This window comes from Agarilytica rhodophyticola (assembly GCF_002157225.2).
GTDB classification, from domain to species: Bacteria; Pseudomonadota; Gammaproteobacteria; order Pseudomonadales; family Cellvibrionaceae; genus Agarilytica; species Agarilytica rhodophyticola.
In genome coordinates this window covers 958,528-973,645 of sequence record NZ_CP020038.1, presented here as the reverse complement: position 1 = coordinate 973,645, position 15,118 = coordinate 958,528, and the positions used below count along the sequence as shown (strand labels likewise).

General features: G+C 41.3%; 12 protein-coding genes. 4 read left to right on the top strand and 8 right to left on the bottom strand.

Translation table 11 applies throughout. From position 1 onward, the window contains the following. Positions 1 to 267: 267 nt before the first annotated feature. A complete protein-coding gene (locus BVC89_RS04145; RefSeq protein WP_086929993.1) occupies positions 268 to 1,401 on the top strand; it encodes a cobalamin-independent methionine synthase II family protein in 1,134 nt (377 codons plus the stop codon). 97 nt (positions 1,402 to 1,498) lie between these two features. Here BVC89_RS04145 and BVC89_RS04140 read toward each other — a convergent pair whose 3' ends face one another. Further along, positions 1,499 to 3,904 (bottom strand): TonB-dependent receptor, encoded by a 2,406-nt coding sequence (locus BVC89_RS04140; RefSeq protein WP_086929992.1) that lies wholly within the window; start codon positions 3,902 to 3,904, stop codon positions 1,499 to 1,501. 448 nt (positions 3,905 to 4,352) lie between these two features. Between BVC89_RS04140 and BVC89_RS04135 the strand changes: the two genes are divergently transcribed. The 3 genes from BVC89_RS04135 (at position 4,353) to BVC89_RS04125 (ending at position 7,412) form a co-directional block, all read left to right on the top strand. Then, the gene (locus tag BVC89_RS04135) at positions 4,353 to 5,375 is read left to right on the top strand and encodes a cupin domain-containing protein (RefSeq protein ID WP_158657776.1); all 1,023 of its coding nucleotides are present in this window, start codon (positions 4,353 to 4,355) and stop codon (positions 5,373 to 5,375) included. 62 nt (positions 5,376 to 5,437) lie between these two features. After that, positions 5,438 to 6,481, top strand: coding sequence for a nuclear transport factor 2 family protein (locus tag BVC89_RS04130; protein WP_086929990.1), 1,044 nt, complete (start codon positions 5,438 to 5,440; stop codon positions 6,479 to 6,481). Continuing rightward, positions 6,474 to 7,412: an amidohydrolase family protein gene (locus BVC89_RS04125; protein ID WP_086929989.1), complete on the top strand. Its 939-nt coding sequence runs from the start codon at positions 6,474 to 6,476 to the stop codon at positions 7,410 to 7,412. The genes BVC89_RS04130 and BVC89_RS04125 overlap by 8 nt, the downstream gene beginning before the upstream one ends. 8 nt (positions 7,413 to 7,420) lie before the next feature. Here the strand turns inward: BVC89_RS04125 and BVC89_RS04120 are convergent, their stop codons facing one another. The 7 genes from BVC89_RS04120 to petA form a co-directional block, all read right to left on the bottom strand. Continuing rightward, entirely contained in the window at positions 7,421 to 8,044 is a 624-nt protein-coding gene (locus BVC89_RS04120) for a trimeric intracellular cation channel family protein (protein ID WP_086929988.1), read from the bottom strand. A gap of 305 nt (positions 8,045 to 8,349) precedes the next feature. Beyond that, entirely contained in the window at positions 8,350 to 9,954 is a 1,605-nt protein-coding gene (locus BVC89_RS04115) for a PKD domain-containing protein (RefSeq protein ID WP_086929987.1), read from the bottom strand. 482 nt (positions 9,955 to 10,436) lie between these two features. Beyond that, complete coding sequence (locus tag BVC89_RS04110; protein ID WP_086929986.1) at positions 10,437 to 11,054, bottom strand: Yip1 family protein; 618 nt, start codon at positions 11,052 to 11,054, stop codon at positions 10,437 to 10,439. A 145-nt stretch (positions 11,055 to 11,199) separates the two neighbouring features. Continuing rightward, positions 11,200 to 11,607, bottom strand: coding sequence for a ClpXP protease specificity-enhancing factor (locus BVC89_RS04105; protein ID WP_086929985.1), 408 nt, complete (start codon positions 11,605 to 11,607; stop codon positions 11,200 to 11,202). Positions 11,608 to 11,660: 53 nt separating this feature from the next. Then, entirely contained in the window at positions 11,661 to 12,296 is a 636-nt protein-coding gene (locus BVC89_RS04100; RefSeq protein WP_086929984.1) for a glutathione S-transferase N-terminal domain-containing protein, read from the bottom strand. Between the two features lie 116 nt (positions 12,297 to 12,412). Next, positions 12,413 to 14,464: a ubiquinol-cytochrome c reductase gene (locus tag BVC89_RS04095; RefSeq protein WP_086929983.1), complete on the bottom strand. Its 2,052-nt coding sequence runs from the start codon at positions 14,462 to 14,464 to the stop codon at positions 12,413 to 12,415. 2 nt (positions 14,465 to 14,466) lie between these two features. Continuing rightward, entirely contained in the window at positions 14,467 to 15,060 is a 594-nt protein-coding gene (petA, locus tag BVC89_RS04090) for a ubiquinol-cytochrome c reductase iron-sulfur subunit (protein WP_086929982.1), read from the bottom strand. Positions 15,061 to 15,118 lie beyond the last annotated feature (58 nt).

Below are 15,118 nucleotides of genomic sequence, written 5' to 3'. Positions count from 1 at the left end.
TCCCATTCATAACGAATTTCTTTCTCATTTATGATCTCATAAAGTTTATATATGCAATATATTAAGGCGTATTTAGCACAAGGATAGTGCTCTACTAGAGCTAGTTATGCCCCATCCTCTTCTTTAACATTATTACATAGAGCATTATCACGGTTATAATAGAGCAATTTACTGAATTCGAAGTCAAAATAGGCTGCTACATATTGTAAGTGCCTTGGCAACGTTAAATACACCCATCATCCCGATATATCGGCAGAGAGAACACATATGGCAAACAAAATCCGTACCACTCATGTAGGATCATTACCGCGTAGCCAGGACGTTGTTGATTTCATTTTCTCACGGGAAAAAGGAGAACAATATGATCAAACTCAGTTCGATAAGGTTATGAGTGATCATGTTGCAAAGGTCGTTGCCAAACAGGTAGAGGCGGGTATTGATATTGTCTCAGACGGAGAAACATCGAAAATATCATATGCCACTTATGTCAAAGATCGCTATAACGGTTTTGGTGGTGATAGTGAACGCAATGCTCCGGCTGATTTAAAGCTTTTTCCAGATTTTCTGAAAAAGCTTTCACAACAAGGTGGAACTCCGGAATATTCACGCCCTGTATGCAACGCCGAGATTTCTACGAAAAACACGAGCGATTTAAATAACGATATTTCAAATCTCACTACAGCTATAAATCAACATAAAGCCCAACAAGGATTTATGAATGCCGCCTCTCCCGGCGTTATTTCTTTATTCCTACCCAATAAGCATTATTCTAGCCGTGAAAAATACCTGCAAGTATTGGGCGACGTTATGAAGCAAGAGTATGAAACCATTGTCGATTCTGGTTTACATTTACAACTGGATTGTCCAGATCTAGCTCTATCTCGACATATGTTATTTACAGACTTAAGTGATGAAGAATTTGTATCTATCGCTAACCTACATGTCGAAGTCCTCAATCATGCATTGCGTGATATAGATAAAAGTAAAGTACGCGTTCATATTTGTTGGGGTAACTACGAGGGGCCGCATATTTGCGATATCCCTATGAATAAAATGTTCGATACTTTGATGAAAGTTGACGCGCAATATTTATTATTCGAGACATCTAATCCTAGACATGCACATGAATGGACAATTTTTAGAGATCGAAAGTCAGAAATACCACAAGAGAAAGTTTTAATACCGGGCGTTATTGATAGCACAACAAATTTCGTGGAACATCCAGAGTTAATTGCACAACGACTGCAACGCTTTACAGACATCGTCGGAAAAGAGAGAGTTATCGCAGGATCAGACTGTGGATTTGGTACTTTTGCAGGCTTCGGCGCTGTCGCACCTGATATTGCTTATGCCAAGCTTGCGAGTTTAGTAGAGGGTGCCTCTCTAGCAAGTTCACAGTAGTGAAGTTATTGTAGGATCTATTTGGTAAAAAATGGTGTTTACCTATCCAACTAATTACTACAATGGATAAGTAAACACCGATGCTTACGCACACGCTTTAAAACTTGGTTCGAATTCTGACACCGGCATTACGAGGAAACAAAAAGCCTGTTTGCACTAAGTCATCACTGTTGTTATTGCCACGAGCAAGAACCGCTTCATCCTCTAAGTTTTCGACAAAAGCTTCAACACTGTATTTGCCTTCAACACTTTCCCAAGTTAAACGGATATCTGTTTTAGTAAAGCTGTCTTGTAACTGCGTAGGATCTGGGCCAATAATATTACTGGTGAAGTATTCGTCGCTGTAGTAGCTTTGAAGATATGGCGTAAGCGAGCCATTATCGCCAAGATCAAAACGATAGCTCGCACTTAGGGACAAGGTTACTTCTGGTGACCATGGCGTTACCTCCCCGTTTAGATCGATGAAAGGCTGTACCTGACCGCGATATAATTGATAAGGGTTATTTGCACCAAATACACCGTACTCTGAGTCTAAGTAGGAAAAATTAGCAGATAAAGTCCAGGCATCATCGGGCACATATACCGCTTCTATCTCAATACCTTTGGCTTCAATTTCACCGCCGTTGGTAGAAATACTTTGAACAATTCCGCCTACAGGGATTTGTAGCTGTGTTAATAAGTTATCGTACTCAGTCATATGAGCAGCGATATTTAACTTTAGCGTATTGTCGAGCAGGTAACTTTTATAGCCTATTTCTAAAACCGATGACTCTTGTTCATCTGTTGCGCCACCAACATTGACTGCTCCCGATAAAAAGCCTGTGGAATACGTACCGTAGAATAAACTCTCAGAGCCCAAGTCATATTCAAAACCGAGCCGATAAGTAGTGTTGTCATACTTTTCTGAAACCAGAATAGCATCGCTCGCATTTCGATTAATAGAAAACACATCACGACTAAAAGCTGGCACTATCGTCGGAGAAGCGCCGTTAGCTAAAATCGGATTAACAACTCGATCGACTGTGCCATCACCATTAGTGTCACCTGTAAAGTTGCTGCCCGCACCATCGAGAGATTTATCTTCTTCGCTATAACGCAAGCCAGTAATCAGGCGGAAGGCGTCACTCAATGACCATTCTACCTCACCATAAACACCGATCGTGTCACTCTCACGAAACGCGCTGTCTGCAAAAAAACCATTAATATTGATATCTCTAGAAACTATGGGTGTGCCCGATAAAATAGGCAGTTCTTGGCCATCAGGTGCAGTAGCCGTTCCTCTTACACTATCGTCGCGAAGAGTCGCTTGGAAAATTGAAAAGCTAGTGAATGTTTCATCAGATGAATAATAAAGGCCACTTGTCCATTGAATTGGGCCGTCGCCATTGGATGATATATTAAATTCCTGGCTAAATGATTCCAACGTTTCATCATAACCACCAATAGAGTTCGGGTTAGGGCTGAAATCAAAATCAAAACCAAATAGGTTTTCAAAATCTGTATAGTTACTAATAGATTTTACCGTTATGCCATCAAAATCTATTGAGCCACTTAATGTAATCGTCTCTTCTCTTAAGTCTACTTCAGGAGCATAATCTTGTGAAATTGTGTAGGCAGGATCGAAGTCGGCAACATTGGGAACACCACCAGAGCCTCTAACGGGATTTGCACAATTGGTCACAGAACCGAAAGGATCAGTTAAACCTTCTGGCGTCTCACGCCGACAGATAAATGTATAACCAAACAATCCAGCCTCGCGGCCATCTTCCTCACTCAACTGATAAATAAGTTTCCATTCCATGTTATCAGTCGGTCGCCAGAGTGTGCTAATACGATAGTTTTTATCATCTTGCGCACCTATATCTGGCCCAGCCAAATTAGTGATGTAGCCATCGCTCTTGTCGGTAGAAACGGCGAGACGAACGGCAAAGGTATCGCTCACGGGAAGATTTAATGCACCTTGTATCTTGGTACGATCAAACCGTTCGAAAGACAAATCCGTATAGCCTGAAACACCATCCTCAAAACTGGGAGCTCGAGTATACAAATTGAAAGCACCAGCGAAGGTGTTACGACCGTAGAGAGTGCCTTGCGGGCCTTTTAAAAACTCCACTCTCTCGACATCAAAAAAAGCGCGAGATTGTTGTGACGCTCGAGGCTTATATACACCGTCCACAAAGGCACCAACAATCGATGTGGCATCACCAAAAGTGTTAGATGAATTAGCTCCACGCACGTTGAATTTAGCATCATTTCCCACAAAAGCGTAGTTGACACCAGACACCAGCAATTCAACCCGAGATGCGTCAGTAATACCGCCTCGCTTTAAGGCTTCCTCATCAAAGGCTTGTACTGACAAACCAACATCTTGCACGCTCTCAGCACGTTTTGTCGCGGTAACTATGACCTCTTCTAGCTGGGCGTAAGTGGTAAGTGGCGATACAGATAGTGTTAAACCAATAGCTTGTGCCAGCTTCGATTTGTTTAGTCTAGCGTTGATCATCCTGCACTCCCATTCTATTTATCTGAAGTTAGCACTTCTTTTTAATATGATTTTCTGTCTATTCGGACGGGCATTAGTACAGCCTAATCCATGAGGCGCCTGAAAATATTTATACTTCGAATGCAATATCAAGTCAATGCAGGCCCATCATTGGTTTTAATATGACCAACCCTCAAAAATGACAAAAATTTCTTATAATTGATTTTATTAGGTCAAAAAAACAATAATTTGCACAATTTTAGTTAATATAAACCTATTTTCGTCGTCAAAATTAATTTTCAAACATTTGTTATTTAGTGGATCACACCAACCAACTGGGTATTTAATGTTGTTTTTTGCATTCGAAGTACATTATGATGACTGTTAGAAAAAGAACAGATACATTCTTATTTTCCCCACAAAACACCATCTGATTTTTTGCATGATAAGCGAGACAATGGCAACCACAATGGCTAACCACGAAAAAGAAATTGAACAGTGTATTATTCGCCGTAAGGATATGCAGGCATGTAAAACGGCCTTTATCGATGCACGTACACCGGGAAGCGATAAAAAAGAGAACTTTTGCTTAATTGGCGGAGGGGTTGCCGAAAACCCGGATCAGATAGTGCACATCGATACCCCACATGGTTTTAACATTGGCGCAGCGAAGCAGCCCAACGGCTGCAAGAACTCACATCACAGCCACGATACTGAAGAAGTGTTTATGGTTCATAGTGGCGAATGGAAATTCACTTGGGGCGAAAATGGTACCGATGGTTCAGTCATATTGTCTCCTGGAGACGTTATTTCCTTGCCCGTTAACATGTTCCGCGGATTCGAGAACGTTGGTCAAGATGACGCTATGTTATACGCGATTTTGGGTTTAAATGACGACGGCACTGCCGGCCGTGTAACATGGGCGCCCTACGTCTTTGATAATGCAAAAGAGCATGGGCTGGTACTACTTGAAGACGGGCGTCTAATCGATACTGCCGCTGGCCAGCAAGTTCCCGAAGACGCTTCTCAAGTAATACCGACAACATTAGAAGAAGCTGCAAAAATTGACACTTACTCTGTCGATGAAATGATAGCGAACGTTTATCGTAAGGACACAGTCACGGGAGAGATTAAAGGAGGCCTCAACGTTCATCCTGGAGTTAGAGAGATACCATTAATAGGCTCTGCTAACCCCAACGAAGATCTGGAAGATGCTTACATTAATCGCCATCACCGTTTTCATCTAAGATTACTGCAACTTGAAAGCGATGCACAGGTTCCCACACACCAGCGATTTGAAGAAGAAGTTATAATTGTTCAAAGTGGCGAAGTTAGTATAGATATCGATAGCTATTGCACAGTATTACATAAAGGAGATTTAGTAACCGTTCCCGTTAATGCTAAAAGATCATTGAAAAATAATGGGCAAGAACCGTCGGAATTATTTTTTGTACGCCGTGGTAACTACCCTAAAGCCCCTAACTATATGTAAGCTTTATTCAATAAAAATATCATTTAACAGATATATTAATTTTTAAAGACAAGAGAGAATTTATGTCTCGAATGCTTGGTCATTTTGACAGCGCGCCTAAAACACACAGCGAAAATACAAATATGCAAGGCTTCGATCCTGAATTTGCGGATATTGTCGACTATATTTTGCGAATTACTTACCGAATCTGGGAAGGCAAACAAGTTGGCCTCTGCCGAGACTACTATTCTGAAGAATGTCCAGTTTACACACTTGCTGGTATGACGGTTGGTTGTGAGCAGGTAACTCAAAATACCATAAATACTCTTGGTGCTTTTCCCGATCGAACACTGGCAGCAGTGAATATTATTTGGGGAGGCGATGATAAAGAGGGCTACCACACTTCGCATCTAATCGATACTGAAATGACTAACCTTGGTGACAGTGAGTTTGGGCCTGCATCTGGCGAACATGGACGAATTTTTGTTATTGCACACTGCATTATTAAAGCTAACAAAGTGGTAGAAGAATGGTTAGTTCGTGATAATTTTTCCCTCGCAGAGCAACTCGGTTTTGATCCAATAGAAGTGGCAAAAGAAAGTGCGCGACAGCCATTAGAAGAGCGTTTTGTACATTGGATGGCAAGCGAAAAAAACCGCGTTAAACAGCATGTCAATAATCAGCGTAAAAAGCTTGACGCAAGCCAAGAGCAAAAAGAAACGCTGCTTGCATCACTTCACAATATTTGGAACTGCCAAATGATTGGTGACGTCCAGCAGCTATACACACAAGGTGCAAAAATTTTTGCTCCAGCCAGTACCGAAATAGCAGGCTTCGACGCAATCATGGATTTCTATATTGCCTTGCAAGCGAGCTTATCTGATCTAAAAGTCTCATTTGATTATATATGCAGTACTTCTGACAAAGACAATGGTGAGAAGATTGCCGTGCGATGGACAATGGTAGGCAATCATACTGGCAACCGCCTGTTTGGTAAACCAAGTGGCAAGGAAATATTAATTATTGGTGAAAGCCAATATCATATGGTTGACGGAAAAATACAACAAGAATGGACTGTGTACGATCAACTTGCCGTTTATAGCCAGATATTTCGAAATTATGCCTAAGCCAGCAATAGACTTTCCATATGAAATTTATGATGCTCATCATCATTTTTGGGATTTAGACCAAGTACATTATCCGTGGCTTGCAACCAAAGGCATCAAGCGTTTCTTTGGTGATCCTGCCCCTATTCAGAGAAATTATCTTTACCACGATTTACAAAAAGATATTGGCCAGCTACCAGTTAAAAAGTCAATACATATTCAAGTAGGTGCTGATAAAGACCAACATTTCTTAGAATCCCAAACCATCCAGGATATCGCTCAAAGTAAAGGCCTGGCGGATGGTATTATTGCCTACGCATCCTTAGAGTCCGATGATATCAATCTGCAATTAGATCAGCTGACCACGCTACCTAATTTACGCGGTATCAGGCAAATTATTGGCCGCTCACCGCAAGAAGACAAAATAACAGGAACAGACAAATTAACCAACGATTCAAAATGGTTAGAAGGACTTAAGGAATTAGAAAAAAGAAATTTAAGTTTTGACCTACAATTAATTCCAGATCAAATGTTGAAAGCAGTCAACATATTTCAACAAGTACCAAACTTGAAAGTAGCCTTATGCCATTGCGGCTCACCTTGGTATCGCGATAGTGATGGCTGGGCAATGTGGGAAAAAGGATTAGTATCTATCGCTGAGTTACCTAACAGTATGTGTAAAGTATCGGGCTTGAGTATGTTCGATCATCAATGGACAGTAGATAGTTTACGCCCGATTATCGAAACAGTAATATCAATATTTGGCAGTGAACGCGTAATGTTCGGCTCCAACTTCCCTGTAGATAAGCTCCATACAGATTATGCAAGACTTTGGTTTGCCTATTTAGAAATAGTTAACGGCATTCATCAGTTAAATGATGTTCAAAAACAAGCTATGTTTAGAGATAACTGCGCACGTTTTTATAAATTAGAAAGCGAAAATAAGGCCTAAAGTTCATCCTATTTTCGACGATAAATTCTTCTTTGTATTTGTTCAGCACTGGGTAATTTAGGCTTGAAGTGAATTGCCATACCTCGAATAAGGAATACAATTAAAAAGCCTGCAGATAGTGCAATCGTAGTGTTTACACCACAGTACAACGCCAGATAGCACAAACTACTGCCAGCCAAAGCCGCCATAGCGTAAATATCTTCTTTCAGTAATAATGGAGGCCCGCCACAAACAACATCTCTAATCAAACCACCGCCCGTTGCAGTGACTGTCCCCATCATCACACAGGTGATAAAACCGTAACCAAGCTCATATGTCTTAGCAGTTCCTAACACCGCAAAGAGAGATAATCCTAATGCGTCTGCCCAAACAAGAAATTTTACTTTATTCCATGAATTGTAAAGTATCGTAGAAATACCGCCCGCCAGAGCAATACCAATTACCCATGGTTCCTTCAGCCAAAACACAGGAACATCAAGTAAGGTATCTCTTAAAGTGCCACCACCAATAGCAGGTAACAAACTGATGACCAATATTCCAAATAAGTCCATATTGTGTCGAATTGCCACCAAACCACCTGAAATAGCAAAAACATAGATGCCGGCATAGTCTGCTAATGTAATTAAATTCATTTCTACAAATTGTCAATTATTGTTAACAAGGTCAGAGAATATGACGACACTATAGCGCTTAACACATATACCTTCACCCATTTCGTTGGGCCAATAGAGTAAAACTAATGGATGTTGACTTCAAAAGAACAAAAGACAGAAAATCATGAGAATAAACGTTGTAGCAGAGTAAATAGGAAAGACTATTTCGGTTATAACTAGTAACTGAAATAGCCTAAAATTGTAGATAAACTACAAGCGCATTAGCACAGACGACTAAAACACTTGCAGTTAGTTTTCTCAAAAACTAGTGACCAAAAGAGGTGCTAATTACATCCAACAGGGCCTGTAGAGACAACGATATCATCCATCCAAACATCAGCATTATTACCGCTAAAGCTGTGCCACCCAAACATAACGTAGTTAAACTTATCTGCCAGCCAATCGGCTTTGCCTCCAACACCACCGTTATTCCAATCACTGGCTGATGTAATGGAATGTACCAGCTCACCATCAACCCTTGCGTGTAATTGGTGATATGGCAAATTACCTAACATTGCTAACTCAACACAATACCAAGTATTAGGCAACATTTCTGGCCCACTAAACCATTGGCTCATGGTTGGAGAAATATCATCGGTTGGCACCTCGTTTGTGCCTAAATGCCCTTTAATTTGACCAAATCTAATCTCATTATTTGCACTGGCATCCGCTTTTATACCCAGTATATGCTCGTGATTATCCCCCGCTTCATTACCGAGTTTTTTACTCATATAAACCATAGCTTTTATATAAAGAGTATTAACGCCATCAGGTAATTGCCTAATAATTTGAGCTGGAGCAGGGCCTCCCTTGAAGTGAACAGACTTATTCCCACTATATGATATGGCATCATCTACCAGCGCGAAAACGTTCCCTCCTTTAGTGTTGTTATTATTGTGTACCCAGCCAATAAAATTTTCCCAATCATTAGGCTGCTGATCGACAATACCGGTTTCAAATCCTTCTTCGAATAAAATCTGTGCGGAAGTTTCTCGCACTGAAATAATCTTATTCTCAGTTTCCACTTCACCGTTGAGGCTGACTGTCAGGGTTACGCTATATTCTCCTGCTGCAGCGTATGTATGCTCTATATTCTGACCGTCACCTGTATTCCCATCACCAAAGTCCCAGCTAAACTCTGCTCCGTCTAAAGTATCCCTGCCACTAAAGTTAGTTACTAAGCCATTAGATGTTGAGGTAAATTCAGCATTGAGAACTGGCACCTCAGGTTCAACAATAACCATTTTACTAATACTTGAGCTGGCACCTTTTGAATCAGTAACAGTTAGCGTAATATCGTAGGAACCAGCTGTATTATATGTATGAGAGCTAGTAACTCCGCTACTTGTTGAGCCATCGCCAAATGCCCACGCATAACTCAGGGTATCACCATCAGCATCTGTCGATGCACTTGCATCAACATTGATAACAAAAGGCACAGTACCCGAGATATTCGATAATAAAAATGAAGCGAATGGCTCAGTATTGGGAATGCTATCGTTCTCGCATACAGCACCAGTGACAACCGGATTCATCATATTTGCATTGGCAACGGCCTTAGTTCCTTGGAAGCCAAACTCTGCAGTTTGCCCGGGAGCAATATCCCTACTCCAAATTTGATTTTCAGCAAAATATGGATTATCTCCAGAAAAAACAGCATTCCACGAATTGGTAATTTTCGATCCGTTTTCATATTCCCACGACACATTCCAACCCGATATTGTGGTGGTACTAGTATTGGTAATTTTTATACTCCCAACAAAACCCGTATTCCATTCGTTTTGAATAATATGCTCACAAGTTGCAGCTAAACTGTGCTGACAAAATAGAGAACATGTTAAGGCCATCAGTGAAGTCCTTAACGAACAACCGAGTGTTAAATTAGACATAAAAAACCTTATGATTATGAATTAAAAGCTATCGCGACAACGCTTAAGTTAAGAAGGTTTAATTATAAAAAAAACGTAAGGCTTTTAATTAAGACAATGCCCATATAGTGAATGGTGGCTCAATGAGAATAATTATTGGCAGCAGAGACATTATTAAGGTTTTGAAAAAAATATTATTTTAAAGTTTTTACGTCAAATTCATATACCAAATAAATATTGCCATAATTTACAAGTGACACAGCGTAAGAGAGACGTATATTCGCAACTTGTCTTACTTAAAAAACGATAAAAAAATAATTATTTGTAGGTTCGTATTTCGCTAAAAATATAAATACGATAGATAAAAATAGCAGGGAGAAAATAAAGGAATAAAAAGTGGTAAATGCGATAGTACGATATGAGTATCAAGTTGCTAAATTCTGATGCCGATATAGAAGGTCATATCAGCATCAGACATATAAGTGGACACAGGTGAAACCAAGTCAGTCAATGAACTCAGGCTCTAGCCCCATCCCCCAGATTAATATGGTTCCGATCATTGCCGTTACCATAAGTACAAGACCAACAGTAATAACAGAAGAGGCATACATAAAGGCGCGATCCTTATCGATATTCATAAGAATAGGAATGCCTTCATAAATAAGATAGACCGAGTAACAACCAGCAACAACCATCGCAATAGTGTTTAGCCACAGTACAGGGTAGGCAAGAAAAATACCCACTAAAAATAGAGGCGTAGTTATAAATACGGCTAACGCTGTGCCATCATAGTGAACTCTTTCTTCAGGCCCTTGGACGCCATATGTATGTGACATCCAATTAATAAATTCTCCTAAAATAAACACTCCTGCAACTAATGCAACATAGGTGAGCGCACAGAGGGAAATGGCACTATTGACTGATAGACGCACCGGATCACCATCGCCTACAGACCAGCCAACCTGAGTGACACCATAGAAAGCTGCAAGTACGGGTATAAGCGCCAAAAATGGTACATGCGTTAAGAATACTTGTCTGAAAGAATCTTTTTGTTCACGAATGAGTTTCCATTCGTTATCTGGATTGATCAATATACCAATAGTGTGATCTAACAGCGCCATATAGCCTCCAATTCAAAGCAGTCTCGTTTATTTTTATTTGAGATCTAATAGATGTGCTTCAATTATAGAATGCCATCGCATGAATTTGCTATAAATAACCCACAATAAGGTTTGATCTAGCTCATACAGAGGGGAAAAACCTGCCCTATTTAACTACCCGCAGAGAAGGTCTGCGATCTGGCGTCTCTTTTTTCACATTCGTTTTGGGCTCAGGATCGGGATCAGGCTCAGGAGGAGCTTCAAAATCAAACATCATACCCTGGCCATTTTCTCTAGCATAGATACCCAAAATAGCGTGGCAGGGAACATAAAGATCGGTGGGAATTCCACCAAAGCGGGCATTAAAGGATACAGCCTTGTTACCAAGGTCTAAGGTACTAACTGCCCTGGGGGCGATATTAAGAACAATCTGACCATCCTTATTCACATACTGCTGAGGCACTTCAGTACCCTCCAAACGAGCGTTAACAACGATATGAGGTGTAAAATCGTTATCAACGATCCATTCGTAGAGAGCACGAATCATATAAGGACGGCTAGATGTCATTGCCAAAATACAAGTCTCTTTACTGTCAACTTACTATAAACTATCCGACTACTGGCCGCTTAAAGCGACCGCATTTCTCGTTCACTTTCGGTCAAGCTCTCTTGGAAGGATGAACGCTGAAACATTCTTTCCATATAGTCCAATAAGGGCATAACCTGACGCGTACGCGGTAATTCTATACCGAAACTACCTAGACGCCAAAGGATGGGCGCTAGACAACAGTCAACCAACGTGAACTCATCACTCATGAAAAAAGGTTTTTCAGAGAAGATCGGTGCTATAGCAGCAAGACTATCTTTCAAGTCTTTTTGCGCTTTAGCCACTAAATCGCGGTTTTTACCCTCGAGGATAGTTTTAACGAGTGGACACCAATCACGCTCAATTCGATAAATAAACTGGCGACTTTCTGCTCTTGCTACAGGGTAAACAGGAAGTAGAGGCGGATGAGGAAAACGTTCATCCAAGTATTCCATCATGGCAGCTGTATTGTATAGAGCTAGCTCTCTATCGAGCAATGTGGGCAGTGAGTTATAAGGATTTATCTCACTTAGCTCCATTGGTATATCACTAGGATCTACGTCCACAACATCGACTGAGACCCCTTTTTCAGCCAGTACAATTCGGACTCGATGGCTATAGTGATCGCGACTGTCCGAAAAATACGTCATGGATGAGCGTTTGGCTACAACTCCCATTAATTAATACCCCAACTTTGCACTACAATTTACTCTGCTGAATACAATTATTTAGTATTAACCTAACATAATTAAGCTAATACTAAAAATAAGCAGAAATGAATTCCTATTATATACTAATGAACGTCTTTCCAATATTCACGGTTTAACAACCAAGTAAATATTAATAACACACCTAGGAAAAGAAATACAAAAACGCCGATACGCTTTCTCTGTGGAGCCATAGGCTCAGCCATGTAAGTCATGAAATTCACAAGATCATACACAGTCTTATCATATTCTTCAGCGCTAAGAGTCCCCTTATACTCTTTAACTTCGACACTGCCACAGGGAGATTTAACCGCTTCACCTAGCTCATTGCGAACAACATCACCATGAGAATCTCTCTTATCTCCAGGAGCACACTCAGGCAGCCCCTGTAGTTCCATGAGTACATGCGGCATACCAACATTGGCGAAAACCTTGTTGTTAACACCTTTGGGCCGACTATCATCTTTGTAGAAGTTCTTGAGGAAGTTATAGACCCACACACTGCTACGTGCTCGAGTCACTAAAGTTAGATCTGGAGGCGTAGCGCCAAACCATTTTTTGGAATCTTGAGGACTCATGGATATTTCCATAAGGCTACCGATTTTTTGATCGGAAAAAACCAAGTTATCAAGCATCGCCTGATGAGGAATATCAAGATCATCTGCCACTCGACCGTAGCGAGAAAAATTAGCAGAGTGACATCCCATGCAATAGTTGACGAATACTTGCGCCCCGCGCTGCAAAGATTCCTTATCCTCTAGGTCAGCCTCAAAGTGCTCACATGGGATACTGCCACATGCGCCACCGCCAGCGGCAACGGCTTTAATAGGAATAATTACCAGAGCCAAGAACAATGCAAGTCCGCCAAGCACAACAATCTTATTAAGTCCCTTCATCTGAACACGCTTAGGCTCAGGATGAGTTTTCTCCATTTTCGTCCAGAAAGGCATACCGATGAAGTAAGCAAAATAAATCACCGTACAAATCTGGGACAGTATTGTTCTTCCTGGAGTCGGCGCTTTTACACCAAGGTAACCCAAGACAACGAAGGCAGCAGCAAACACAATCAATGCAACGCGGCTAAATGTGCCTTTGTAACGCATAGATTTAACAGGGCTTCGATCTAACCAAGGTAAGAAGAACAAAATAACAATAGCAGCTGCCATGGCAATAAAACCGAGGAACTTAGAGGTAAATACACCACCTAAATCAAAGGTTACAGCCCGCAATATTGCGTAAAACGGAGTGAAATACCACACCGGAGCAATATGCTCAGGAGTTTTCAAACCATTAGCTTCTTCGAAGTTTGCATGTTCTAGGAAGTACCCGTTTAGCTCTGGAGCAAAGAAGACAATACCTAAGAAACCAAACAAGAATACTGTAATTCCTACTAAATCATGAACAGTGTAATAAGGATGGAAAGCTACACCATCTAAAGGAATGCCATTCTCATCTTTATTTTTCTTAATCTCTACACCGTCAGGGTTATTCGACCCAACTTCATGAAGGGCAAGTAAATGCAATACCACAAGGGCGAGCAAAACAATTGGTAAGGCAACAACATGCAAAGCAAAGAATCGGTTTAAAGTCGCCCCTGAAATCAGGTAGTCACCACGAATCCATTGTACGAGGTCTTCACCAATATATGGGATTGCACCGAATAAATTGACAATAACCTGAGCACCCCAATAAGACATTTGTCCCCATGGCAATACATAGCCTAAGAAGGCTTCTGCCATAAGAGCCACGTAGATTACCATACCGAAAATCCACACTAGCTCACGCGGAGACTTATAAGAGCCGTACATCAAGCCACGGAACATATGCAGATATACAACAATAAAAAATGCTGAAGCGCCAGTTGAATGGAGATAACGAATTAGCCAACCATAAGGAACATCACGCATGATGTATTCGACAGATGCAAAAGCATCAGCCGCGGAAGGAACATAGTTCATCGTCAACCAAATACCAGTAAGTAGCTGGTTAACTAAAACAAGTAAAGACAGAACACCGAAGAAATACCAAAAGTTGAAATTCTTTGGTGCATAATATTTACCCATATGGGTATCCCATGCACGTTGCACAGGGAGGCGGGTATCAATCCAGTTCCACAAACCAGCAAGCCATGTTGTCATTGTTATGCCTCCTGATCTTCACCAATGATAATGACATCATCACTGGCATATTTATGAGGGGGGACTTCCAAATTAATTGGTGCAGGAACTCCAGTTAGAACACGTCCGGCCAAGTCAAACTTAGAGCCGTGACAAGCGCAGAAAAAGCCACCAAGCCACGCATCACCACCGAGGTCTTGCGCTCCGACTTCAGGGCGGTAAGTAGGCGCACAACCTAAGTGAGTACATAAGCCCAGAATTACAGCCACCTCTTCAGTGATAGAACGCGTTTTATTTTTTGCGTACTCTGGCTGCACAGATTTCTCGGATTCAGGATCTCGTAAACTAGGCTCCATTTTTGATAAGTCACTCAGAGCTTCTGGGGTGCGACGGAAAACGTAAACCGGCTTACCTCGCCACTCTACAGTTATCATCTGCCCAGGTTCGAGCTTACTTATATTAATTGATACGGGTGCACCTGCTGCTTTCGCTCTGGCACTTGGATTCCAAGAACCCACAAAAGGCACAGCAGCCCCAATGACACCTGCGGCCCCAACTGCAGACGTGAGCGCGGTTAACACTCGACGACGACCTACATTCACACCGTCATTACTCATGACGTAAATCTCCCCTCTTGATAAGGCTAATTTTGAAGGCTGGTTTTTTAGCGGCGAT